Source organism: Blautia sp. HCN-20427, assembly GCF_037890365.1.
Taxonomy (GTDB): domain Bacteria; phylum Bacillota; class Clostridia; order Lachnospirales; family Lachnospiraceae; genus Blautia.
Genome location: NZ_JBBKBX010000002.1, coordinates 43,173 through 66,636, shown reverse-complemented (window position 1 = coordinate 66,636; position 23,464 = coordinate 43,173). Strand labels below are relative to the sequence as shown.

Sequence of the window (23,464 nt, the reverse complement as noted above, 5' to 3'; positions counted from 1 at the left end):
CCAAATCCTTTCTCTTATTCCACAGAAATTACTTCGTAACCTGCCTCTTCCACTGCTTTTGTCAATTCTTCTTTTGTTACATGAGCTTCTGCTTCCACATAAGCCTCTTTTTTCTCCAGATTCACCTCTGCCTTTACGCCTTCCAGTGCATTTAAAGCCTTGGTTACTGCTGCCTGGCAGTGCTGACACATCATTCCTTCAATTTTCATCTTATACATCATTTTTTCCTCCTTATCTTCAACCGCCTGTGCGGCATTTTCTTCTATTCTCTGCGGCGCTTTCAAAGCCTGGAAATACCGCAGCCTCAGGGCATTGGATACAACAAACAGACTGCTGAGACTCATGGCTGCCGCTCCAAACATGGGGCTTAATTTTAATCCAAACATGGGATAGAGCAGACCTGCCGCCAGGGGAATTCCGCAGGTATTATAGAAAAAGGCCCAAAACAGATTCTGCTTAATATTGCGGATAACGGCCTTACTCAGACGGATGGCCGTCACCACATCCAGCAAATCATTTTTCATCAGCACAATATCTGCACTCTCAATGGCTACGTCTGTTCCTGCGCCAATGGCAATGCCCACATCTGCTCTGGCAAGGGCCGGCGCATCGTTGATGCCGTCTCCTACCATTGCCACCACCTGTCCGGATTTCTGGATATTTGTCACTTCTCTTTCTTTATCCTGGGGCAGTACCTCTGCAATAACGGTATCAATCTCCAGCTGTTTCTGAATGGCCTTTGCCGTTCTGGCATTATCCCCTGTAAGCATAATAACCCGAATCCCCAGTTTTTTCAACTCTTTTACAGCCTGTACACTGGTTGGTTTTACCACATCTGCGGCTCCGATAATGCCCAGCACCTGCTTTTCATCAGCAAAAATCAGCGGTGTTTTGCCATCTTCTGCCAGTTTTTCCATGAGCGGCTGTATTTCCCCGCAGTCGATATGATGCTCTTCCATCAGCTTGCTATTCCCTGCATAGTAGGTTTGTCCTTCTATAACGGCCTGCACGCCTTTTCCCGTTACTGCCAGAAAATTTTCTGTCTCCGGCAAAGCTGTATTTTCTTCTTTTACCTTTGCCAGAATGGCTTCTGCCAGAGGGTGCTCGCTTTTCATTTCCAAAGCCCCCGCAATTTCCAACAGCTTTTGCGGGCTTGTATGCACCGGATAGATATCCGTAACCACAGGTTTTCCCAGGGTAAGGGTTCCCGTCTTGTCCAGTACCACGCTCTGAATGTTGTGCGCCACTTCCAGGGCTTCTCCGGACTTAATCAATATGCCGTTTTCTGCCCCCTTTCCGGTGCCTACCATAATGGCAACCGGTGTAGCCAGTCCCAAAGCGCAGGGGCAGGAAATCACCAGCACTGCAATGCCGCAGGAAAGCGCAAATTCAAAACCTGCACCAAGAAGCAGCCACACTGCAACGGTAACCAGTGCAATTCCCATAACCACCGGAACAAAAATGCCTGCAATCTTATCTGCCATTCTGGCAATAGGAGCCTTGCTGGCGCTGGCCTCCTCCACCAGCCGGATAATCTGGGAAAACACCGTATCGTCCCCTGTTTTGTCTGCCTTCATTTTGAAAAATCCGGTTTTGTTCATGGTAGCTGCAATGACCCGGTCGCCTGCTGCTTTCAATACAGGAATGCTCTCTCCCGTAATCGCGGCCTCGTCTACACTGGTGCTTCCTTCCAGAATCACCCCATCCGCCGGCACACTTTTTCCCGGTTTTACATGCAGAATATCCCCCGGCAGTATCTCCTGTGCCGGAATCTCTGTGATTACACCATTTCGCTCTGCAAGCGCTGTCTTTGGCGCCAGATCCAACAGTTTTTTTAAGGCGTCTCCCGTCTTTCCCTTAGAACGTGCTTCCAGATACTTCCCTATATTAATCAATGCCAGAATCATCACCGAAGATTCAAAATACAAATCATGACGATATTGGTTCACCAGTTCAACATTCTGTACTCCCAACCCATAGCCCATGCGGTAAATGGCAAAAATCCCATAAATCAGCGACGCACCGGATCCCACTGCAATCAGAGTATCCATGTTGGGCGCCCCGTGAAGAAGAGTACTGAAGCCCTTGCTGAAATAGGCTCGGTTCATGTACAATACGGGCAGACACAGCAGAAACTGCGTAAACGCAAAGGCTACCGCATTTTCCGTTCCCGAAAGAAAGAGTGGCAAAGGCAGACCTGCCATATGTCCCATGGACACATACATCAGGGGAATCAGAAATACAAATGACCAGATCGTTCTCTTCTTCATCTCCATCAAATGTTCCCGGACGGGATTGGCTCTTTCCACTTCTGTGTTTTGTGCCTTTTCTCTTGTTTCCGACGAGCCTGCTGCCGGAGACGCACCGTATCCGGCATGTACAACTGCCTCTATAATTCCCTGTTCCTTCAGAATTTCATCGTCATATTCCACCTGCATACTGTTAGTCAGAAGATTGACACTGACCTCTTTCACCCCTTCCAGCTTGCGGACGCACTTTTCCACCCTGGAAGAGCAGGACGAGCAGGTCATGCCTGTCACATCAAATTTTTCCTTCATCTTCACACTTCCTCTCTACATGATTTTCCCCAACATCGTCACCAGTTCGTCTACCTTTTCCTCCCTCTCCTCGTCTGTCCTGGCATTGGTAACACAGCTTTTTAAATGAGCTGTGAGAATCTCCTTGTTTGCCTTATTTAAAATGGCTTCTGTAGCCATAAGCTGATGGGAAATGTCCATACAGTAACGGTCTTCCTCCACCATCTTGAGTATACCGTCTATTTGTCCTCTGGCTGTTTTTAAAAGTCTGTTTATCTTCGCTTTATCTGCCTGCATTCCTTTTCCTCCCTACACCCCCGTGGGGTATTAATCTTGACGAAAACAGTGTAGCATAAAAACGGGAGAAAAACAACCCCTTTTCTCCCGTTTCCGAATTCTCAAAAATATTTTATCCCAATGCCACATCCAATATCATCATCAATACAAAGCCTGCCGCAAACCCAATGGTTCCGATATTGCTGTGTTCGCCCTGGCTGGCTTCCGGTATCAGCTCTTCCACCACCACATAAATCATGGCGCCTGCGGCAAAAGCCAGCAGATACGGCAGCACCGGCTGCACAAAACGAAACAGAAGCACGGTGAGAAAAGCCCCTAAAGGCTCCACTGCACCGGAAAGCGCCCCGTAGAGAAATGCTTTCCCCTTGCCCATACCTTTTTCACTCCGAAGCGGCAAGGATATAATGGCCCCCTCCGGAAAGTTTTGGATAGCGATTCCCACGGACAGAGCCATGGCTCCCGCCAGGGTAATTTCTGTATTTTCTGCCAGCATACCGGCAAAAACCACACCTACAGCCATCCCTTCGGGGATATTGTGCAGGGTCACCGCCAATACCAGCATGGTGGTTTTCTTCAGGCTGCTCTTCTTTCCCTCCGGCTGACTGGCTCCTATGTGTAAGTGAGGAATCAGTTTGTCCATCCCCAAGAGAAACAAAATTCCCAGCAAAAATCCCACAGCCCCAGGGATAAAGGCAAATTTCCCCATAGCTTCGGACATATCCATAGCCGGAATCAAGAGGGACCACACAGCCGCTGCCACCATAACCCCGGACGCAAAGCCCAGAAGACTTCTCTGCACCAGAGGTTTCATTTCATGCTTTAAAAAGAACACACAGGCGGCTCCCAAAGCCGTACCTGCAAAAGGAATCATAATACCTGCAAAAAGTTCCATAGATACCTCCTTTGATTGTTTCTATCTTATCATAGTTTTTTAGAATTTGCACTGTTTTTATCCATTTTCTTCTTATACAAAAAGAAAACACCCAAGTCGCCTTAAGTGCTTTCTTTCAAAAAATGGATATGCCTTTTTTATTTCTGCCCATAATAAGCATTTTCCCCATGTTTCCTATAATAATGCTTATCCTGTAATTCCTGGGGCGCTGGCTGCACCCGTGGGTTTATCTGCTCACATCTGGCAGCCATCTTCGCCACCTCTTCCAGTACCACTGCATTGTGAACGGCTTCGTGTCCGTCTTTTCCCCAGGTAAAGGGACCGTGGTTTTTGCACAATACGGCCGGAACCGCCTCATAATCCTTATTTTTAAAATACTCTGCAATAAGCAGTCCTGTATTTTTCTCATAAGCCCCTTCAATCTCTTCCTTCGTCAGGCAGCGCACACAGGGAATCTCTCCGTACATATAGTCTGCATGGGTAGTTCCGTAGCAGGGAATTCCTCTTCCGGCCTGAGCCCAGCTGGTTGCCCAGGAAGAATGGGTATGTACAATGCCGCCAATCTTTGGAAAGGCCTTGTAAAGTTCCAGGTGTGTGGGGGTGTCTGAGGAAGGATTGTATCTTCCCTCAATCTTATTTCCCTCCAAATCCATAATCACCATATCCTCCGGTGTCAGCTTGTCATAGTCCACACCGCTTGGCTTAATGGCAAAGTATCCTGTCTCCCGGTCAATCTGGCTGACATTCCCCCAGGTAAACGTTACCAGACCATATTTCGGCAGCAGCATATTGGCTTCGTAAACCGCTTTTTTCAATTCTTCTAACATCTTATTTTTCCTCCTGTTTTCTCCTGTCCTTTACGGAATTTCCCGGTATCAGTTCCGGCTGAATCAGCCTTGGAATCTGGCTTTTCTCCTCCGGCACTTCCCGAATTTTCTCCAGAAGCAGCTCTGCCGCCATTTCTCCCAGCTTTTCCTGTGGATGAGCAATGGTAGTAAGGCAAAGGCTGCCTGCTGACATCAGGGAATTATCGTACCCCGTGACAGAAATATCCTCCGGCACCTTTTTCCCCATTTCTTCCAGCCCGCGAATCACATCTGTGGCAATCTGGTCATTGTAGCACACAATTCCATCAATATACATCCCTTGTTCCAAAAGCTGTCCGGCCATCAGAGCCGGTTTGCTCTTCCGGTCTTCCGTGTGAAACCATACCACCCGGTCCGGGTCATAGACAAATCCAGCTTCCTGCAAAGCTTTGACATACCCTTTGTGCCGCTCTTTCCCCTGAAAATCATCGGCCTTAAAAATCCCTATCAGATTTTTATGCCCCATGTCCAGCAGATATTTTGTCACCAGATATCCGCCCTGACAGTCATCCATGAGAATATGAGGCTTCTCCTGCATCTGGGGATATACGCCCTGAATAAACACATAGGGAATATGATACTCTTCCAAAAGCCCGTACAGATTCATATGTCGGCACAATATCTGACTTTTGCTGGGTTCAATAATCAGTCCGTCAATGTCCTTAGAGAGAATTTCTTCCAGCACTCTGGCTTCCCTTGTCCTGCTGTTGGCCGTATTTTTCAGAATAATGCTGTACCCATTTTCCGTCATGACCTTATCCATACCCTGAATCAGTCTGGGAAAAATGTAATCTGAAATATAGGTGGTAATCACCGCAATATTGCCGGATTTCCGCAGATGACACATACGTTCCGAACAAAAAGTTCCTCTGCCGTGTTCCGCCACAATATACCCTTCCTGTATGAGAATGGACAAAGCCTTACGCACCGTATGTCTGCTGATATGATACTTTTGGGACAGTTCATTTTCCGAAGGCAGCTTCTCTCCCGCTTTGACCTTTCCGCTTAAAATGGAGGACTTCAATTCTTCCATAAGGACATAGTATTTTGTCTTGCCGTTTTCCTGTGTCATAGTTTCCTCCTTTTTTCCTATTGTACAACTTGTACGCACGTATTCACAAGTTGTTCTTACTCTTTTCTCAAAAACTTTTCCTCCTGTATTTCCACCAAAATAATGTCCTCCCCTATCTGGCGGATACAGGAAAAGGGAATCACATATTCACTGACGGAGCCAAAGAGGCCGCACATCTTCCCCTGCACCGGCACAATAAGCATTTGTATCTGTCCCGTGCGGCAGTCAAATTCCACATCCAGCGGACATCCCAGACTCTTGCAGGTACAGATGTTAATCACTTCTTTTTGCTTTAATTCACAGACACGCATAAAAAATCCCCCTGTATTCACGGTCTTAATGTATCCTATGAATACAGAGGGCTTTCCAACACACAAAAAAGAAATCAGCGGTCCATTTCCAACTGAATCCCTGTATTTTTGTGATTCTTAATAATACGGTCAATTTCATTTAATCCACAGGAAGGCAAATCTCCCGGAATGGTATTTTTCACTGCACTGGTAGCATTTCCGTATTCCAGCGCTCTCTGGCAGTCAAAATCATGAGCCAGAAGTCCATACAGCGCACCGGAAATATAAGCGTCTCCGCTGCCGATACGGTCCACCACTTCAATGTTGTGGTACGGTTCCTCTTCGTAGAACTTGTCCTCTTTTGCATTATAAATCACAGAGCCAAAGGTATGTACCTTAGGGCTGTGCACCACTCTCTGGGTAGAAGCTACAATGGAAATGGGGTATTCCCGGGTAAAACTCTTCATAACAGAATGCAAATCACCTTCCTTTAAAAAGGTCAGCTTTGCTGTCTCCTCTGAGCAAAAGAAAATATCCACATAAGGCAGAATCTTCTCAATGCACTCCCTGGCTTCTTCTCCTGTCCATAGATTGCCTCTGAAGTTGACGTCAAAAGAAATGATTGCGCCGTTTTCTTTAAACTTTTTAATCATCTCCACTGCATTTTCCCTGGTATTTTCGGAAAGAGCCAGCGTAATGCCGCTGGTGTGGAAACAGCGGGCGGAAGCAAACATATCCTCCGGCAAATCTTTCACTGTAATTTTGCAAAATGAAGCATGACGCCTGTCATATACGACACTGGGTTTTCTGGGATACGCCCCGTTTTCATAATAATAAATCCCAAGTCTTGCGTCCGGGTCTTCGTCATAAACCAGATAATCATCACTGACACCACAGAAACGCACACGGTTTTTGGCATATGTGCCCAATGCATTGTCCGGCAGCTTGGAAATAATGCCGGTGCGCAGTCCCAGAAGAGAGACACCGGAAACCACGTTTAATTCCGCTCCTCCCACCTGTTTCTGAAAAGTTTCTCCTCTTACAATTCTCTCATTGTTCGGCGGAGAAAGACGCAGCAAAATTTCCCCCAGTGACAACAAGTCAAAATCCTTTTTCATGTTCTGCTTACCTCCTGAACTAACTTTTTTACAGACGAAGAGCGCCGCTTTAAGCCAGATATTTTATGAACTTAATGCGGCGCCCCTCATTTCTATGAAATATGTTCCCTAATGGCAATAAGGGTTTTTCATTTTAAATATGCAGTTAATTATCTCTGAACACGTCCGGAACCGTCTCCGCCTGCCAGTTTTGCAACTTCGTCCATGGAAACCATGTTGAAGTCACCTTCAATAGAATGTTTCAGACAAGATGCTGCTACTGCAAATTCGATTGTAGCCTGTGCATCGTATCCGTTTAAGCATGCACAGATAAGTCCGCCGCCGAAAGAATCTCCGCCGCCTACACGGTCAACAATGTGCATTTTGTATTTTTTGCTGAAGTAGTAGTCATTTCCATCATATAACATTGCAGACCAGTTGTTGTCATTTGCAGATAAAGATTCGCGCAGTGTAATAGCCACTTTCTGGAATCCGAAACGGTCTGCTAACTGTTTTGCAACATCTTTGTAACCTTCGTGGTTTACAGTACCTGTTGTAACGTCTGTATTTGCTGCTTTGATACCGAATACGTCAGCTGCGTCTTCTTCGTTTGCGATACATACGTCTACATATTTACAGATTTCACCCATAACCTGTCCTGCTTTTTCTTTGGACCACAGTTTGTTTCTGTAGTTTAAGTCACAGGAAATAGTAAGTCCTGCTTCTTTTGCAGCTTTACAAGCTTCCAGACAGATGTTGGCTACTTCGTCATTTAAGGCCGGTGTAATTCCTGTAAAGTGGAACCAGTCAGCACCATCGAAGATTTTCTTCCAGTCAAAGTCAGCTGTTGTGGCTGTTGCAATAGAAGAACCTGCTCTGTCGTAGATAACTTTGGAAGGTCTCTGGGAAGCGCCCTTTTCCAGGAAGTAGATACCTACTCTGTCGCCGCCGCGCACGATATCTGTTGTGTCAACGCCGTATTTTCTTAAAGAATTTACAGCAGCCTGTCCGATTTCGTGTTTTGGAAGTTTTGTAACGAATTTTGCGTCAAATCCGTAGTTTGCTAAAGAAACAGCAACGTTTGCTTCTCCTCCGCCGTATGTTGCGCCGAAGTTTTCTGCCTGTACGAAACGGTAGTATCCTTCCGGAGCCAGTCTCAACATAATTTCACCAAAAGTAATTACTTTCTTTGCCATTTGTATTAATCTCCTTTAATCTTTTTCCCTTGTTCTTATTTATTTCTGATTTCAGCAACTAATTTTACTGCTTCTGCTGTCAGGTCTTTAATTTCATCAAATTTTCCTGCTTTTACTAAATCGCCTTTTACCATCCAGCTTCCGCCGCAGGCAATGATTTTGTCACAGCCTAAGTAGCTTTCCAGGTTCTTTGCGTTTACACCGCCTGTAGGCATGAATTTCAGACCTACATAAGGAGCTGCCATCGCTTTGATGGTAGCAACGCCGCCGAACTGTTCTGCCGGGAAGAATTTTACGACTTTTAAGCCTCTCTTAACCGCCTGTGCTACTTCGGATGGAGTAATGCAGCCCGGGAATACCGGAATTTCTTTCTCCAGACAGTAGTCTACGATTTCAGGGTCAAATCCAGGGCTTACAATAAATTTTGCGCCTGCTGCCACTGCACGGTCTACCTGGTCAATAGTCAGAACTGTACCTGCTCCTACAAACATGTCCGGGTATTCTGCTGTCATAAGTTTAATGGATTCTTCTGCTGCTGCAGTACGGAATGTAACCTCAGCACATGGAAGTCCGCCCTCTACTAATGCTTTTGCCAGAGGTGCTGCATCTTTTGCATCTTCCAATACAACTACCGGTACTACACCTAATTCTGCGATTTTTTCTGCAACTGTGCTCATTGCTTGTTCCTCCTTCATAATTGCTCAGTGTTTCATATCGTGAAATGTCGTTTCGTCATGTGGTATTTCTTTAATTTGCATTATACTACGGTGTAAAAAAATGTCAAGCAGAAAATCGAAAAAAATCTCCTGTTGCCACAATCTTTTGAAAGTGTTACAATAGCGTCAATGTCAATATAGAAAACCGGGAGAATTATCATGGAAAATAAAAACCCTATTCAGGTGGCTGACCGTCTGTTTCTGGTGCTGGAAACCCTGGCTGAAACCGGGCCTGCAGCTCTGGCAGATTTGTGCCGCCATCTTGAGTTAAATAAAAGCACGGTACACCGTCTGCTCAGTTCCCTGATTTACATGGGCTATGTAAAACAAGACGCAGAAACCGGAAAATATGCCCTGTCCTTTAAGCTTCTGACTCTATCTAACAAGCTGATGAGCCATATGGACATTCTGGAGACCGTACGCCCCTTCTTAAAGAAGCTGTCTGAGGAAACCGGAGAGACGGTTCACTTCGTACAACTGGATGGTCTGGATGCCGTGTATATTTACAAAGAGGAATCCTACCAGAATTCCATCCGCATGGTTTCCAAGGTGGGCAGCCGGATTCCCCTTTACTGTTCCGGTGTGGGAAAAGCCATGGCCGCGGACATGCCGGAAACCCAAATCAAAGAAATCTGGGACAACAGCCAAATCCAGAAACTGACACCTCATACTATGATTCATTATACCCAATTTTTCGAGAAAATAAAAGAGGTTCAGCAAAAAGGATATGCCTTAGATGACGAAGAAAATGAACTTGGTGTGCGCTGCATCGCAGTCAGCATTCCTGACTTTAAGGGAAGGCCCAAATATGCCTTTTCCATTTCCGCCCCGGTGGCGCGAATGTCTGACCGGCGTATTGAAGAACTGTCCCAAATTGTGCTGCATATCAAAAAAGAAATTGTTGCAGCCATGCGCTAAGGATCAGCCGTCTGTACGCAGTGCATAAAAAGAGCCATATGGAAAACACTTGCTGATTTCTCTGCATACGTTTCCCATATGGCTCTTTTTTATTCGTCCTCTTTTCTCTGGTGCTTTTTTCTATATTTCACACATTCTGTCAGCAGATATTCTATCTGGCCGTTCATAGAACGAAAATCGTCCTCCGCCCACTGGGCAATTTCATTCCACAGGGTCGCTGACAGTCTTAAAGGTACCTGTTTCTTTGCTTTTTCTTTTCCCTTTGGTTTCTTTTCGTTTTCCAGAATGTGTCTCACCGCCTTTTATTTTTTAATAGATACTGCCGCTGTTGACAATGGGCTGTGCATCTTTATTGCCGCACAGTACCACCAGCAAATTGCTGACCATAGCCGCTTTTCTCTCCTCATCCAGTTCTACAATCTCATTTTCACTTAATTTTTCCAAAGCCATTTCTACCATTCCCACAGCGCCTTCTACAATCTTCTGACGGGCGTCAATAATGGCTGCCGCCTGCTGTCTCTGGAGCATGGCAGAGGCAATCTCCGGCGCATACGCCAAATGGGTAATTCTGACTTCCAGAATCTTAATGCCTGCATTTTCCACTTTCTCCTGCAGTTCTCTGCACATGATATCCGCAATTTCCTGGCTGCTTCCTCTTAAAGATTTTTCATCCTTTCCCTCTGCGGCATCATATGGATATTTTCTGGCTGTGTTTCGGATGATGGAATCGCACTGAATGGAAAGATAGCTTTTATAATTTTCTACGTTTATCACTGCTTTTGTGGGATTCACCACTTTCCAGATAGCCACAGCCCCGATTTCCACCGGATTTCCGGTCTCATCATTTACTTTCTGCTTTTCATTGTTCAGTGTCATGGTTTTTAATGATACCTTACGGTTGACGCTTTTGCCATTGGCTGCTGCCTTTACCGTGGGATTAATCGCTGTAACAAAAGGATTCACCCAGAAAAAGCCCTCTTTCATCAAGGTTCCGTAATAATTACCAAACAAAGCCAGCACCAGGGCCTCTTTGGGATTGATAACCTTCAGTCCGCACAGGATTAGGATACCTGCCAAAAATGCCAAAGTTCCTGCTATTATAGCAGCAATTCCCAGTACCTCTGCCCCATTTCTGTCACAGAGCAGCGCTCCCCAGACAAACCCTCCTATTCCGGCTGCCGCCAGTATGCATCCAAGTATCAGCATACCAAAACCTGATTTCGCCTGCAACACCTTTTCTTTCTGAATCTCGTTTTTCCCTTTGTTTTCTTCACTCATAGGTCATCCTCCTCGCTTCGTCAGCTCGATTTAATTTGATATCATTTTGATATCATCAATATATCACCAAATTTTTTCTCTGTCAATATCGTTTCACGAAAAAAAGGCCGTCTCACAGAAACAGCCTTTTCCCTTTATCTTCTCTATTCGTACCGCACAATTTCCTTTTTCAGTCTTTTCATAATCCGCTTTTCCAGTCTGGATATGTAAGACTGGGAGATACCCAGCAGGTCTGCTACCTCTTTCTGGGTCTTCTCTCTTCCCTCCGGCATATTAATGCCAAAGCGCAGCCGCACAATGGTCTGCTCTCGCTTCGTCAGCTTTCCAATGGCTTTTCCCAGCAGTTTCCTCTCCACTTCGCTTTCAATATCCCGGTAAATCACATCCTCATCGGTTCCCAAAATGTCCGACAGCAGCAGTTCGTTGCCGTCCCAGTCCACATTTAAAGGTTCATCAATGGAAACTTCCAGCTTCGTTTTGCTGTTTCGCCGCAAGTACATGAGAATTTCGTTCTCAATGCACCGGGAAGCGTAAGTGGCCAGCTTGATTTTTTTCACAGGATTAAAGGTATTAATAGCTTTAATAAGTCCAATGGTACCTATGGAAATCAAATCCTCTACCCCCACCCCGGTGTTGTCAAATTTCTTGGCAATATAGACCACCAGTCTTAAATTATGTTCAATAAGACAGGCTTTGGCAGCCTCGCTTTTCTCCCCTTGCAATTTTTCAAGCTGCACGGCCTCCTCTTCTGCAGGCAAGGGAGCAGGAAGCACTTCTGCACCGCCAATATAGTGAATCTCATTCCCCCTGGGCAGTAAGATTCCGGTAAAACCAGTAAACGAAAACCCTCTTTTTGCACAAACATCCATTTTTCATACTCCTCTCAACTCTTTAAAATACCGGGATTTATAATCATTTGAAAACGCCTGTCTAAGGACAGGGACGTCCGAGAAAGCCCTATGGGCGCTCCCCTTATCTCTTTTTCCCCGTCCTCTGTATATACGGTCATGCTTTCTGCCGTCACAACAGGAAGCAGCCCTCTTTGGCAGCCCACGCTGGTATAAAGCACAAACCTGGGCTGTAGTTCTTCCAGCCCTTTGCCCATCTGTTCTTTTCCTTCTTCCAGGTTCATGGCACAAAAGTGTTCCAGTGCTTCTCTCTGTTCTCTGTCCAGCAGTCCCTCAAAACTGCTGTATTCCATCACGCACACTGGTTTTCCTGTCTGCGTATCCAGCAGACAGTTTCCCGTATCATACAGTCCTTTTACTTTTCTTTCCCTGTCTTTCAGCACAAGTTTTACGTCGCACGAAAGACTGCTTTTTCCTTTTAAGTATTTACAGAGTCTTATGCCTGTGTATAAAATCAGGTAAGCGGCAGTTGTGATAAACAAAAACGGAAGTTCTTTCTCTTTCAAAAAAGGCTCTGCAAACAGCAGGATTCCGCCCAGAAGAAAGGAGGCTCCAAAAAAAGCGGCACCTGCGGCCAGCAGCTTCTTCAGGGTTTTGAAACCGCAGCCTGTACGCACCATAACCAATACGCTGATACTGTAAAAAATCACAAGTCCTGCTGTGTGGATTTCTCTTGAGAATACCAGAAAGCCGCACATTCCAAGTGCCCCAAAAACAGCGCCCCAAAAAGCACGCAAAGGGCTGGCAGTGCCCTTTAGCAGCACATTGGTCAGACACAGCACCCAGAAATCCATCAGCAGATTCACCGCGAAAAACACATCTATGTAAAATTCGCAGTACACAAAACACCCCCTAGCCTCTGCAGGGACTCTTCTACTTATCTGGAATAAGTACTGTCCATTATAGAGGTTTGGGGGTGCTGATTTTGTCAAAACGGCTTGCCTGGCTGTAAAATCTTTTCGACAGTGCAATGCCGCTTTTTTTACCTTATGTTACCTGTTTTATGTCAATTTTTCCCGGAAAGCGACTGGTCATACGCACTTCTCCCATGGACATGGTTACCACCGTCTTTTCTGTTTTGAGGGATTACAGCCAGCTTTACATAATCTTCCTACATAATTCCCGGCAGCCGCCCTCCCCTGGGATGGGGAAGGTAAACAGCAGCGGAATTTCTCCTAAATTGTCGCTTATTGTCTCCAACATTGCCCACACTGTTTCCTGCTCTTTTCCACTTGACAGCGACGCAGTTTCACTTTAAACTTTTCATAAAGCAATGGAAGATACAGGAGGAGGAATATTCTTATGATACACATTACCGGAGAAACCGGACTTACCGGACTTCTGGGCAGCCCGGTTGCCCACAGCATTTCCCCGCTTATGCACAATTACAGCTTTCAGTCTCTTGGCCTGGACTATGTATACCTGTGCTTTGACGTGAAAGAGCAGGGATTAAAGGATGCCGTACAGGGGCTTCGCGCATTGAATGTGAAAGGTTTTAACTTAACCATGCCCGATAAAAATAAAGTTCTGGAACATCTGGATGAGCTGTCCTGCGCAGCCCGGCTCATCGGGGCGGTAAACACCGTAGAAAACAGAGACGGGCGGCTTATCGGACACAACACAGACGGCATTGGATTTATGCGCTCTGTGGCAGAACAGGGTCTTGAGATGAAAGGGAAAACCATGACTCTTCTGGGAGCCGGAGGCGCTGCCACGGCAATCTGTGCCCAGGCGGCCCTGGACGGCGTGGCACACATGCATATTTTTCTCAGAAGCACCAGCTCCCACCTGTCCAGAATGGAAGCCCTTGCAGAAAACCTTTCTGTGGAAACAGGCTGTAAGTTCCAGATTCACGATATCCGAGATTTGCAGACACTGGAACATGCAGTCCGGGAAAGCACACTTCTGGTAAACGCTACTTCTGTGGGTATGGCTCCCCGCCCGGATACCTGTATTCTGCCTGAAGATTTTGCCTTTCCTGCCGCCCTGTCCGTAGCAGATATCATTTACAATCCCTGGGAAACCCGCCTGTTATCCCTGGCAAAAAAGGCCGGCTGCAAAACCTTTAACGGATACGGTATGCTCCTGTATCAGGGGGCCGAAGCTTTCCGTATCTGGACAGGACAGGAAATGCCTATGAAGCAGGTGAGGGAATACCTGCAGACCGATTTTTAACCCCTCCTGTATCTGTCCTTTTATCATTTGCCACAACACAAAAGACCGCAGATTTCAAGGAATCTTTCCTAAAAATCTGCGGTCTTCTTTTATTCTCTCTTATCTTCTGTTTTTCAAAAAGTCAGGAATCTGAATGTCTTTTTTCGGCACACTGCTGGTAAAAGTAGTTGGCGCCTGCTGGAAAGTCGGCTGCTGGAAGGTTGGCATCTGGTAGCCTGTTGTCTGCTGCTGTACCGGCTCCTGCTGCTGCGGTGCAGCCTGCTGTCTTACTGGTCTTACTGTTGTTGTCTTCGCTGCTTTCTTATTTCTTTCCACACTTGCTTTTCTGGCTGTCTCATCATCCAGGCCTGTTGCAATAACCGTAATTCTTACATAATCTGCTTCTTTATCATCGTACAGGGCACCGAAAATAATGTTGGTATCTTCGCCTGTCAAATCCTGTACATAAGTTGCTGCATCGTTGGCATCCATAAGAGAAATATCTCCGGATACGTTAATGATAACGTGTGATGCGCCCTGGATGGTTGTCTCCAGAAGAGGACTGGATACCGCCTGCTGAACAGCTTCCATGGCTTTGTCATCGCCCTTGCCTTCACCGATACCAATATGAGCCACACCTTTGTCAATCATAACAGTCTGTACGTCTGCAAAGTCCAGATTAATCAGTGCAGGCAGGTTAATCAGGTCTGTAATGCCCTGTACAGCCTGCTGCAGGACTTCGTCTGCTTTCTTCAGAGCTTCCGGCATGGTAGTACGGCGGTCAACGATTTCCAAAAGTTTATCGTTTGGAATAATAATGAGTGTATCTACATTTTCTTTTAATTTTTCAATTCCGGAAAGAGCATTGCTCATACGGGTTTTTGCTTCAAAACGGAAAGGTTTTGTCACAACACCAACGGTCAGAATTCCCATTTCCTTAGCCACTCCGGCAACTACCGGTGCAGCGCCGGTTCCTGTTCCGCCGCCCATACCGCAGGTAACAAACACCATATCCGCTCCCTGGATGGCCTGTCTGATTTCTTCGATGCTTTCTTCCGCAGCTTTTTCACCGATTTCCGGTTTTGCGCCTGCACCCAGACCTTTTGTCAGCTTTTCACCAATCTGAATCACTGTGGGTGCTTTGCATAATGTAAGCGCCTGTTTATCTGTATTGACTCCAATAAATTCCACTCCGCCGATGGCTTCTTCCACCATTCTGTTTACTGCGTTATTTCCAGCTCCACCTACACCTACAACGATAATCTTTGCAGATGATTCAGCCTCGTTTGTCATAATTTCTAACACGGTATTTCCTCCTTTAGCTCCCTTGTATGGCTTGAAATGTGTATCACATTCATTTTCTTTCATAATATACATATAGATATATAATAAATGCTTTTTTTAAATTAATCAACTGGTAAATTCACTTTTTAAAAATTTTTTAGACCTTTTTTAGAATTATCCCCCTTTTTTATCAAACTTTCGTCAGCCTGCTGAATCAGAACCGTCGCTGTATTCCACATCCGTTCCGGTATCGGAATCACCTTCTGAAGAAGTGCCCTTGTCTTCTGTGTCTTTGTCCTGACTGTCAGAATTCTGGGAATCCTCCCCCTGGTCTGTGCTGTCTGTTCCCTCTCCGCTGTCCGCATCGGAAATATCCTGACCGTCTTCCTCCTCGGAAGTGTTTGTGTCCGTATTTTCCTCCTCTGCACTCTGTCCTGTTTCGCTGTTCTCTTCTGCTGCATTGTCAAATACAACACTGGCTGTGTCTTCTGTTACATTTTCCAGATGAAGGACACCTTCCATACCTTCCAGCTGCGGAAGGATTCCAATCAGGCGGTTCATCTTTTCATCCATATTTTCATCGGTTCCCATATTGACTTCAATAGAACCGTAATACAGTACCAGCTGCTTCAGATCATTAAACACCAGACGGTCCGGCTTCTGCTCGGTCTTTTCCAGCATTTTCCCTACACTTAAAATGGTGTTCAGTCTCTTTTTGTTGATTCCTTTTATCTTCTCCCCCTGCTTGGCCTCTTTTACATTCAGCCCGTCTATCAGAGGTACATTTTCAATGGGTTCCTCTGTAATAATCTGAATTACGCCCTGGCGGTCAAAATTCAGGCATTGACCGTTGAGACTGAAATAGCCAATCATCTGTTTTTCCCTGACCTGCAGCACCAGCGTATTCCATTTCTTCCTCTTAATGGTTATTCGTTCAATGAGCGCCTCCTCTTTTGTCTTTTCCTCTGTGTTGATAAACCGTTCTGCCAGCAGCGTGTTTTTGGCCGCCGGCACATCCAGCACCATCTTCTTGATTTCCTCATCCGAATAAAACTGATTACCCTTTACTTCTACTTTTGTAACGCGGAATCCCACACAAAACACAATCAGAAAAATCAGGATTCCTATGACAATGATTTCTGTCACAATTCTGCGTATGCTTCTTTTACTCATAAACTTCCCCTTTAGTCTTTGAAAATCTGCGCTCCCAATAACGCCAAATCTCTGCAGATATCTTCATAGCCCCGCTCAATGTAATGGCGGTTCTCCACATAAGTCTCTCCCCTGGCGGCCAAGCCCGCCAGCACCAGCGCCGCGCCTCCCCGCAGTTCCTCAGCCCAAACCTTATTTCCCAGAAGAACGCCTCCCCGAATCCGGGCGCAGTTTTGGCATACAGAAATATCTGCTCCCATTCTCTGCAGCTGGTACACCGGTTTAAAGCGGTCTTCAAACACGGTCTCCACAAGACAGCTTTCTCCTCTGGCGGCTGCAAGCACTGCCAGAAACACAGACTGCAAATCCGTGGGAAACCCCGGATACACGGCGGTCTGCAGATAAGGGATAAAGCCATCCGCCTTCTGACCTGACAGAATCAGTTTACCACTGTTGCAGGTATATTGTCCACCAATTTTCTCATAGGCAGCTAAAAGCGCCCCCATTTCCTCCACCGGCGCCTGGTCCAATATGCAGTTTCCACGGGTAATGGCGGCGGCACACACATAAGTTCCTGCTGCTATCCGGTCTGCAGGCACCTGAAATTCCGTATCATGAAGGTTCCGTACCCCGGTAATTTTAAGCTGCTGGCTTCCCACACCTTCTATCCTCGCCCCGGCCTGGTTCAAAAAACGGCACAGCCAGCTGACCTCCGGCTCTTTTGAACAACCGGAAAGCCAAGTGATTCCCGGGGCGCATACCGCGGCCAGAATGGCATTTTGCGCAGCCCCCACACTGCTTTTCGGAAAATGATATCTGCTTTCCTGCCTTTTCCCTGCTCTGGCGCACAGCATTTCTCCTTCCTGAAATTCTGCCCCCATAGCCTCTAAAGCCGCCAAATGCAAATCCACAGGTCTTTTCCCAATGACGCAGCCGCCGGGATAGGGCACGCAGGCCTGGCCGCACCGGCCCAGCAGACTTCCCAGCAGGACAATGGAGGAACGCATCTGACATCCCAGCTTCCGGTCCACCTCATATCCTGTTACCTGTTCTGCATCCAGCAAAAGGGTATGCCCCTCCCAGATGACTTTTACCCCCAGTTTCTTTAAAATTTCTTCCATAACAAAAACATCTGCAATTTTCGGACAGCCATGGAGCACGGTAACTCCTTTATTTAAAAGAGCGGCAGCCATCATTGGCAGTGCCGCGTTTTTAGAACCCTGTATTTTCACTTCACCACTTAAAGGAATTCCGCCTGTAATTTTAATTCCAGCCAAGCCATACACTCCTCTTATATTCAGATTCAAAGACTTTCATACTGTATTCTATGCGGCCTGACGAACAATGTGCATAAAGTCATGGTTCTTCGTATCGACTCACAGACAGCGCAATCCCCATCTCCCCCAGAAGAAACAGCACAGACGTCCCTCCATAGCTGACAAAGGGCAGCGTAATTCCCGTGTTGGGAATGGTATTGGTCACTACTGCGATATTTAAAATCACCTGGATGGCCATATGCCCCATAATCCCTGCTGCAATCAAAGCGCCGCTCAAATCTCTTGCATGGGTGGCTATAACCATGAGACGCCAGATAAGCAGCCCAAACAGCAGAATCAGGAGGCAGGCTCCTACAAGCCCCGTTTCCTCACAGATAATGGAAAAAATCATATCATTCTGGGCCTCGGGCACAAATCCCAGCTTTTGCAGACTGCTGCCAAGCCCTCTGCCGAAAATCCCGCCGCTGCCTATGGCATACAGCCCCTGTATAGTCTGAAATCCTTTTTCGTAAGCCTCCGGATTCCGCCAGATAGCCAGCCGCTCCAGACGGTAGCTTGCCATGCCCAGAAAGATTCCGATAAACACCACACCCACAGCTCCGATACCAAGAAAAGGCAGGTAGCGGGGATTGGATACAAAAATTAAAATAACTCCGATTCCCAGAATAATAATAGCAGTACTTAAATTGTTCGTTCCCACAAGCCCCACAATGGGCAGCAAAAGCATCATTGTGCCTGCCATATGAAGAATTCCCTGCTTTTGTTCCGCACTGCGGATAATCACATGGGTCAGAAGCAGTATGACCGCCACCTTGGCAAATTCGGAAGGTTGAAAAGACAGCGGACCTATAGAAAGCCACCGTTTTGAGCCATTATATTCATCTCCGAACAAGAGAACAGCCAGGGACAAAACCAGCGATACCAGATAAAAAAAGGGGGCAAACCGCACCAGGATGTGATAATCCATACAGGAAACCAGATACATTCCCATAAGCCCCAGGGAAGTGGCAAATAACTGTTTCTTAAAATAATAGGCAGAATCATGAAATTTGACTCTGCCGTTATACGCACTGGTACTATAGAGAAACACCAGACCGCAAATCAGAAGAAGCAGAACCAGAAACAAAAGCCCTGTATCCTGGTGTCCCGCATTTTTTCTTTCTTTCTCCACTTTTCATGCTTCCTTTCGTGACGGTGCTTCTTTTCAATATATGAAATACAGGAAACAGATAGACGTATTCCAAAGAAGTTTCCCCCACAACAAAGGGGACAGCCCTTTTTGACTGTCCCCTCTTCTTTCTTACAGCATGCTGCGTACATATTCCTTAAACTTGTCTCCCCGCTGCTCATAGTTGTCAAACTGCCCCCAACTTGCGCAAGCAGGAGAAAGCAGAACGGCATCTCCTTTTTGGGCTTTTTCGGCACAGATTTTCACCGCTTCTTCCAGGCTGTCTGCCAGAATGGTATGGTAAAAGCCGCATGCGTGAGCTGCTTTTTCTATTTTCTCTCTGGTCTGTCCGATAAGCACCAATTCCTTTACCTTGCCCTCAAAGGCCTGAATCCACTCTTCATAAGAAGATTCTTTATCGTATCCTCCGCCAATGAGGAACGTCGGGCGGTTCATCGCCTGTATGCCCTTAATGGCTGCGTCGGGATTGGTTCCCTTGGAATCGTTGTAATAAGCCACGCCATGAATCTCTTCCACAAACTCAATACGGTGTGCAACGGCACGAAATGCAGACGCTGCCTTTCGGATAACTTCCTTGGGCACCCCGGCGCAGTAAGCCATAGCCGCTGCTGCCATAACGTTTTCGTAATTATGCTGTCCCAGAAGCTTTAGTTCTTCAGTGCGTACCAGTTCCACCTCTTCTGCGTCCGTTTTCAGCACAATCCTCGTACCATCTAAGTACACGCCCTTTTCCAGCTTTCGCTCACTGGAGAAAAAAACAACCGTTGCCGGACAGTGTTCTGCAAACCTGCGCAGTTCTTCGTCTTCATAATTCAGAATACAGAAATCGTCCTTTGTCTGATTGGCTGCAATCAGTTCTTTCACACGAATATATTCTTTCATAGTATGATGACGGTTTAAATGGTCTTCTGTAATATTTAGAATAGCAGAAACTTTTGGCGCAAAGGTGTGGGTGGTTTCCAGCTGAAAACTGCTGATTTCCGCCACTGTATAGCTGTCTTCATTCATGGACAAAGCCGCCTCTGTATAGGGATTTCCGATATTTCCTACTACAAACACCGAATTCGCGTAAGCCTTCATGATTTCTCCAAGGAGCGCTGTGGTGGTAGTCTTTCCGTTTGTCCCTGTAATGGCCAGCACCGTTCCCTCGCCCATGCGGTAAGCCAGTTCTACTTCGCCCCACACCGGCACGCCTGCAGCCTGCATACGCTCCACAGGCGCAATGTCCAGAGGTACTCCCGGACTCATCACTGCCAAATCCAGAGTGGAAATCACTTCGCCACTCAGTTCGCCCAGTACAATTTCACAGGCGGAGCCTTTGGGCAGCTTCTTCTGAAGCTCTTCCTTTTTCAGTTTCTCATTGCCGTCGTACAGGACAACCCGGGCGCCTACGGCTTCCAGAAGCTTTGCCGCACCGATTCCGCTGATACCGGAACCAAACACCAGCACCTTTTTCCCCTGTAATTCCATTTTGTGTAAACTCATAATTTTTCTCCTATACACCCATTAACGCAATCAGACATAAAACAGCCGTGATAATGGAAAATACTGCTACGACTCTGGTTTCAGACCAGCCGCACAACTCAAAGTGATGGTGAATGGGCGCCATTTTAAAGAATCTCTTCCCGTGGGTTGCCTTAAAGTAAGTCACCTGAATCATAACAGACAACACCTCCACCACATATATCAGACCTACAATCAAAAGAAACAGTGGCATCTGCAGCATATACGCCGTACCTGCCACAAAACCGCCCAGAGCCAGCGAGCCCGTGTCTCCCATAAAAATCTTGGCCGGATACACATTGAACAGCAAAAAGCCCATCAAAGCCCCCACCACCGCGCAGGTAATGGGTTCAATCCCGCTCTTTGTCCCAATGGCAATAACGGAAAAGAAGGTAGCCACCATAATGGTTACGGAAGAAGCCAGCCCGTCCAGTCCGTCGGTAAAATTTACACCGTTTACCGTACCGATGACTACAATAAAGATAAGCGGAATGGTGAGAATACCGAAGTCCAGTTCATGTCCCGGAATAAAAGGAATTTTCATGGTCAGAGGCACATCGGTAAATTTCACCAGATAAAAGGCAAACACAGCCGTTACCACAATCTGGCATGCCATTTTCTGCATGGGCATTAAGCCGTCCGAACGCTTCAGCACAACCTTCAGGTAGTCATCCAGAAAACCAATGATTCCAAATCCCAGTGTGAGAAACAAAACAGGAATGATCTTCGGATAATCTTTTACATAGAGCAGGGAAGTCACCACTGTGGAAAGAAGGAAAATAATACCGCCCATGGTGGGGGTTCCGGCTTTCTTTAGGTGGGACTGTACTCCCTCTTTACGCTCTGTCTGTCCCATTTTCAGTTTCCGCAGATAGGGAATGATAATGGGACCTAATATGACACTGATGGCAAACGCCACAAGTACCGGTACAACCATTTTAAAATCTGTCATAGTACACCTCTTTTTTATGTATTTTTGCTCTTCCTAGTATAATGCTTTTTCCTTCATTTATCAACCTTCAATCCCCATGTAGGGCAGAATATTCTCAAAGATGTCTTTTATCACAGGCGCGGCAATGGTTCCGCCGTAATAAATGCCCTGAGGGTCGTGGATGACGCAGATACCCAGAACCTGGGGATTATCTGCCGGAGTAAAGCCCAGAAAAGACGAGATATAGCGGTTAGCGCTTCTTGGCAAAGTCTGGGAAGTGGCGGTCTTTCCCCCAATGGTTCTGCCCTCTATGGCTGCGTTCTTTCCTGAACCCTCAGATACTACTTTTTCCAGAATGTAGCGGACTTCTTCTGACACCTCGGGCGTGACAATTCCGGTCTGTTCCTTATAGTCCAGCGTTTTTACCAGATTGCCTTCCCGGTCTGTCACCCTTACTCCAAAGTGGGGTGTTATCCGTTTTCCTCCGTTAATCAGGGAACTGACTGTGGTAGCCAGCTGTATAGGCGTAATCTGAAAGGACTGGCCAAAAGAAATGGTAGCCAGTTCCACTTCCCCGATATTTTCTTTTTTGTGCATAATGGTGCCCGCCTCTCCCGGCAAATCAATGCCGGTCTTCTCCAGAAGGCCAAACTTTTGAAAATATCGGTAATAATTGTCCACGCCCAGCCGCAGCCCTACCTCAATAAACACCGGATTGCAGGAATTCATGGCCCCTTCCACAAAGCTTTCTGCCCCGTGTCCTGTTCTTTTATGGCAGTGAATTCTTCTGTCCTCCACCACCCGAAAACCGGGACAGGAAAAGCGGTCATCCCGGTGCACCACCCCCTGGGAAAGTCCGGCTGCCATGGTAATAATTTTGAAAGTAGACCCCGGCTCATAGGTATCGTTGATTGTGAGATTTCTCCACATCTGGTTGCAGGCATCCTGCAGTTCCTTGTCTGTCATACCGGAAGTGTCTATATCCGTATTCAGAGTAAACGGCTCATTCAAATTAAATTCCGGCACATTGGCATTGGCATAAATCTCTCCGTTCTGGGGATTCAGCAGCAGAATGGACACAGCGTCCGCCTCTTTTTCCTCCATGACTTTCTCTGCGGCCTGCTGGGCGTACATCTGAATATTTTTGTCCAGACTCAGGTGCAAATCATACCCCGGCACCGGCTCTGCCCGATACTCTCCCAATTCGGACAACTCTACCCCTCTGGCATCTGTGGTGGTGAGTATCTTGCCATTAATGCCCTGCAGCACATCTTCATACTTTACTTCCAGTCCGATAATCCCCTGATTATCCCCTCCGGTAAACCCCAGCACCTTGGAGGCCAGTTCTTCATAAGGATAATCCCGCTTGAAATCTTCGTCTACTTTGACGCCCTCCAGCCCATAGCTTCGGATTTTGTCCCCCACACTTTTCTCCACATTGGTCTTGACCCGTTCAATGGCAGACACGGTTTCTACTCTCTTTTTGGCAGTTTCGTAAGACAGCCCCAGCTCTTTTTCCAACATACGGATAACCTTTTCCGGCTCTTTTATCTGGCTGTGAATCACAGAAATCGTACACACCGCTTTATTATCCGCCAGCACCTCCCCTTTACAATCCAGAATTCTGCCTCTGGCCGCCTTAATGTCCCGCTCCCTTTCATGAAGCTGCTCTGCCTTCTTCGCATAATAATCTGAACGGATGACCATAAGATAGACCATACGTCCCATAAGTCCCATAAGCATCAGCACACAGGCAGCAAAGACTACCACGGTTTTCTTTTTATGATAGGTTCTGTTTTTCCTCAACTTTCAGCCCCGACAAACAGCTTATCCCTATACTATATGATTTCCTGCCTCTTCTTTAGAACGAAAAACAGTGTTGCCGCACGAAGGAATTGCAGCAACAC

22 protein-coding genes are annotated in these 23,464 nt (G+C 46.6%); 2 read left to right on the top strand and 20 right to left on the bottom strand.

The window, feature by feature from the left end:
- Positions 1–14 precede the first annotated feature (14 nt).
- From WKT17_RS01390 to WKT17_RS01350, 9 genes are all read right to left on the bottom strand, one after another.
- Positions 15–2,558 carry a heavy metal translocating P-type ATPase gene (locus tag WKT17_RS01390; RefSeq protein WP_340271798.1) on the bottom strand — a complete coding sequence of 848 codons (2,544 nt, stop codon included), beginning with the start codon at positions 2,556–2,558 and terminating at the stop codon, positions 15–17.
- A 15-nt stretch (positions 2,559–2,573) separates the two neighbouring features.
- Positions 2,574–2,834: a metal-sensing transcriptional repressor gene (locus WKT17_RS01385; RefSeq protein WP_340271797.1), complete on the bottom strand. Its 261-nt coding sequence runs from the start codon at positions 2,832–2,834 to the stop codon at positions 2,574–2,576.
- 112 nt (positions 2,835–2,946) lie between these two features.
- Positions 2,947–3,726, bottom strand: a complete 780-nt coding sequence (locus WKT17_RS01380; protein WP_173747265.1) for a ZIP family metal transporter — start codon at positions 3,724–3,726, stop codon at positions 2,947–2,949.
- A gap of 137 nt (positions 3,727–3,863) precedes the next feature.
- A complete protein-coding gene (locus WKT17_RS01375; protein WP_173747264.1) occupies positions 3,864–4,553 on the bottom strand; it encodes an L-ribulose-5-phosphate 4-epimerase in 690 nt (229 codons plus the stop codon).
- 1 nt (position 4,554) lies between these two features.
- Entirely contained in the window at positions 4,555–5,664 is a 1,110-nt protein-coding gene (locus tag WKT17_RS01370; RefSeq protein WP_340271796.1) for a GntR family transcriptional regulator, read from the bottom strand.
- Positions 5,665–5,720: 56 nt separating this feature from the next.
- Entirely contained in the window at positions 5,721–5,975 is a 255-nt protein-coding gene (locus WKT17_RS01365; RefSeq protein WP_173747262.1) for a YlmC/YmxH family sporulation protein, read from the bottom strand.
- Between the two features lie 74 nt (positions 5,976–6,049).
- A complete protein-coding gene (locus tag WKT17_RS01360; protein ID WP_340271795.1) occupies positions 6,050–7,072 on the bottom strand; it encodes a sugar kinase in 1,023 nt (340 codons plus the stop codon).
- Between the two features lie 149 nt (positions 7,073–7,221).
- The gene (locus WKT17_RS01355; RefSeq protein WP_173747260.1) at positions 7,222–8,247 is read right to left on the bottom strand and encodes a sugar kinase; all 1,026 of its coding nucleotides are present in this window, start codon (positions 8,245–8,247) and stop codon (positions 7,222–7,224) included.
- Positions 8,248–8,282: 35 nt separating this feature from the next.
- Positions 8,283–8,924 (bottom strand): bifunctional 4-hydroxy-2-oxoglutarate aldolase/2-dehydro-3-deoxy-phosphogluconate aldolase, encoded by a 642-nt coding sequence (locus WKT17_RS01350; RefSeq protein WP_173747259.1) that lies wholly within the window; start codon positions 8,922–8,924, stop codon positions 8,283–8,285.
- Positions 8,925–9,122: 198 nt separating this feature from the next.
- On the opposite strand from WKT17_RS01350, the gene WKT17_RS01345 reads away from it, so the two are divergent.
- On the top strand, positions 9,123–9,881 hold the full coding sequence (locus WKT17_RS01345; protein ID WP_291681664.1) for an IclR family transcriptional regulator: 759 nt from the start codon (positions 9,123–9,125) through the stop codon (positions 9,879–9,881).
- An 89-nt stretch (positions 9,882–9,970) separates the two neighbouring features.
- Here WKT17_RS01345 and WKT17_RS01340 read toward each other — a convergent pair whose 3' ends face one another.
- From WKT17_RS01340 to WKT17_RS01325, 4 genes are all read right to left on the bottom strand, one after another.
- Positions 9,971–10,177: a hypothetical protein gene (locus tag WKT17_RS01340; RefSeq protein WP_226853427.1), complete on the bottom strand. Its 207-nt coding sequence runs from the start codon at positions 10,175–10,177 to the stop codon at positions 9,971–9,973.
- A gap of 13 nt (positions 10,178–10,190) precedes the next feature.
- Positions 10,191–11,159 (bottom strand): SPFH domain-containing protein, encoded by a 969-nt coding sequence (locus WKT17_RS01335; RefSeq protein WP_173747257.1) that lies wholly within the window; start codon positions 11,157–11,159, stop codon positions 10,191–10,193.
- A 143-nt stretch (positions 11,160–11,302) separates the two neighbouring features.
- On the bottom strand, positions 11,303–12,028 hold the full coding sequence (gene sigE / locus WKT17_RS01330; RefSeq protein WP_173747256.1) for an RNA polymerase sporulation sigma factor SigE: 726 nt from the start codon (positions 12,026–12,028) through the stop codon (positions 11,303–11,305).
- A 14-nt stretch (positions 12,029–12,042) separates the two neighbouring features.
- Complete coding sequence (locus WKT17_RS01325) at positions 12,043–12,909, bottom strand: sigma-E processing peptidase SpoIIGA (RefSeq protein ID WP_294542824.1); 867 nt, start codon at positions 12,907–12,909, stop codon at positions 12,043–12,045.
- Between the two features lie 460 nt (positions 12,910–13,369).
- Here WKT17_RS01325 and WKT17_RS01320 point away from each other — a divergent pair, with 460 nt between their 5' ends.
- Positions 13,370–14,242, top strand: a complete 873-nt coding sequence (locus tag WKT17_RS01320; protein WP_294459960.1) for a shikimate dehydrogenase — start codon at positions 13,370–13,372, stop codon at positions 14,240–14,242.
- A gap of 99 nt (positions 14,243–14,341) precedes the next feature.
- Here the strand turns inward: WKT17_RS01320 and ftsZ are convergent, their stop codons facing one another.
- From ftsZ to WKT17_RS01285, 7 genes are all read right to left on the bottom strand, one after another.
- Positions 14,342–15,514, bottom strand: a complete 1,173-nt coding sequence (gene ftsZ / locus WKT17_RS01315) for a cell division protein FtsZ (protein ID WP_294542871.1) — start codon at positions 15,512–15,514, stop codon at positions 14,342–14,344.
- 192 nt (positions 15,515–15,706) lie between these two features.
- On the bottom strand, positions 15,707–16,678 hold the full coding sequence (locus tag WKT17_RS01310) for a cell division protein FtsQ/DivIB (protein WP_294459956.1): 972 nt from the start codon (positions 16,676–16,678) through the stop codon (positions 15,707–15,709).
- A gap of 11 nt (positions 16,679–16,689) precedes the next feature.
- Positions 16,690–17,943, bottom strand: coding sequence for a UDP-N-acetylglucosamine 1-carboxyvinyltransferase (murA, locus tag WKT17_RS01305; RefSeq protein ID WP_308781703.1), 1,254 nt, complete (start codon positions 17,941–17,943; stop codon positions 16,690–16,692).
- Between the two features lie 70 nt (positions 17,944–18,013).
- Positions 18,014–19,105: an FtsW/RodA/SpoVE family cell cycle protein gene (locus WKT17_RS01300; RefSeq protein ID WP_291681653.1), complete on the bottom strand. Its 1,092-nt coding sequence runs from the start codon at positions 19,103–19,105 to the stop codon at positions 18,014–18,016.
- A 129-nt stretch (positions 19,106–19,234) separates the two neighbouring features.
- Positions 19,235–20,593, bottom strand: coding sequence for a UDP-N-acetylmuramoyl-L-alanine--D-glutamate ligase (murD, locus tag WKT17_RS01295; RefSeq protein ID WP_173747503.1), 1,359 nt, complete (start codon positions 20,591–20,593; stop codon positions 19,235–19,237).
- Between the two features lie 25 nt (positions 20,594–20,618).
- Positions 20,619–21,578 (bottom strand): phospho-N-acetylmuramoyl-pentapeptide-transferase, encoded by a 960-nt coding sequence (gene mraY, locus WKT17_RS01290; protein WP_173747251.1) that lies wholly within the window; start codon positions 21,576–21,578, stop codon positions 20,619–20,621.
- 60 nt (positions 21,579–21,638) lie between these two features.
- Positions 21,639–23,363: a peptidoglycan D,D-transpeptidase FtsI family protein gene (locus WKT17_RS01285; RefSeq protein WP_173747250.1), complete on the bottom strand. Its 1,725-nt coding sequence runs from the start codon at positions 23,361–23,363 to the stop codon at positions 21,639–21,641.
- Positions 23,364–23,464: the final 101 nt, after the last annotated feature.

Coding starts and splice junctions, on each gene's coding strand:
- WKT17_RS01365 (WP_173747262.1), bottom strand. CDS start 5,975: ATGCGTGTCTGTGAATTAAAGCAAAAAGAAGTGATTAACATCTGTACC.
- murD (WP_173747503.1), bottom strand. CDS start 20,593: ATGGAATTACAGGGGAAAAAGGTGCTGGTGTTTGGTTCCGGTATCAGC.
- WKT17_RS01360 (WP_340271795.1), bottom strand. CDS start 7,072: ATGAAAAAGGATTTTGACTTGTTGTCACTGGGGGAAATTTTGCTGCGT.
- WKT17_RS01355 (WP_173747260.1), bottom strand. CDS start 8,247: ATGGCAAAGAAAGTAATTACTTTTGGTGAAATTATGTTGAGACTGGCT.
- WKT17_RS01380 (WP_173747265.1), bottom strand. CDS start 3,726: ATGGAACTTTTTGCAGGTATTATGATTCCTTTTGCAGGTACGGCTTTG.
- WKT17_RS01370 (WP_340271796.1), bottom strand. CDS start 5,664: ATGACACAGGAAAACGGCAAGACAAAATACTATGTCCTTATGGAAGAA.
- sigE (WP_173747256.1), bottom strand. CDS start 12,028: ATGGATGTTTGTGCAAAAAGAGGGTTTTCGTTTACTGGTTTTACCGGA.
- WKT17_RS01345 (WP_291681664.1), top strand. CDS start 9,123: ATGGAAAATAAAAACCCTATTCAGGTGGCTGACCGTCTGTTTCTGGTG.
- WKT17_RS01390 (WP_340271798.1), bottom strand. CDS start 2,558: ATGAAGGAAAAATTTGATGTGACAGGCATGACCTGCTCGTCCTGCTCT.
- ftsZ (WP_294542871.1), bottom strand. CDS start 15,514: ATGACAAACGAGGCTGAATCATCTGCAAAGATTATCGTTGTAGGTGTA.
- mraY (WP_173747251.1), bottom strand. CDS start 21,578: ATGACAGATTTTAAAATGGTTGTACCGGTACTTGTGGCGTTTGCCATC.
- WKT17_RS01335 (WP_173747257.1), bottom strand. CDS start 11,159: ATGAGTGAAGAAAACAAAGGGAAAAACGAGATTCAGAAAGAAAAGGTG.
- WKT17_RS01310 (WP_294459956.1), bottom strand. CDS start 16,678: ATGAGTAAAAGAAGCATACGCAGAATTGTGACAGAAATCATTGTCATA.
- WKT17_RS01350 (WP_173747259.1), bottom strand. CDS start 8,924: ATGAGCACAGTTGCAGAAAAAATCGCAGAATTAGGTGTAGTACCGGTA.
- WKT17_RS01320 (WP_294459960.1), top strand. CDS start 13,370: ATGATACACATTACCGGAGAAACCGGACTTACCGGACTTCTGGGCAGC.
- WKT17_RS01375 (WP_173747264.1), bottom strand. CDS start 4,553: ATGTTAGAAGAATTGAAAAAAGCGGTTTACGAAGCCAATATGCTGCTG.
- WKT17_RS01385 (WP_340271797.1), bottom strand. CDS start 2,834: ATGCAGGCAGATAAAGCGAAGATAAACAGACTTTTAAAAACAGCCAGA.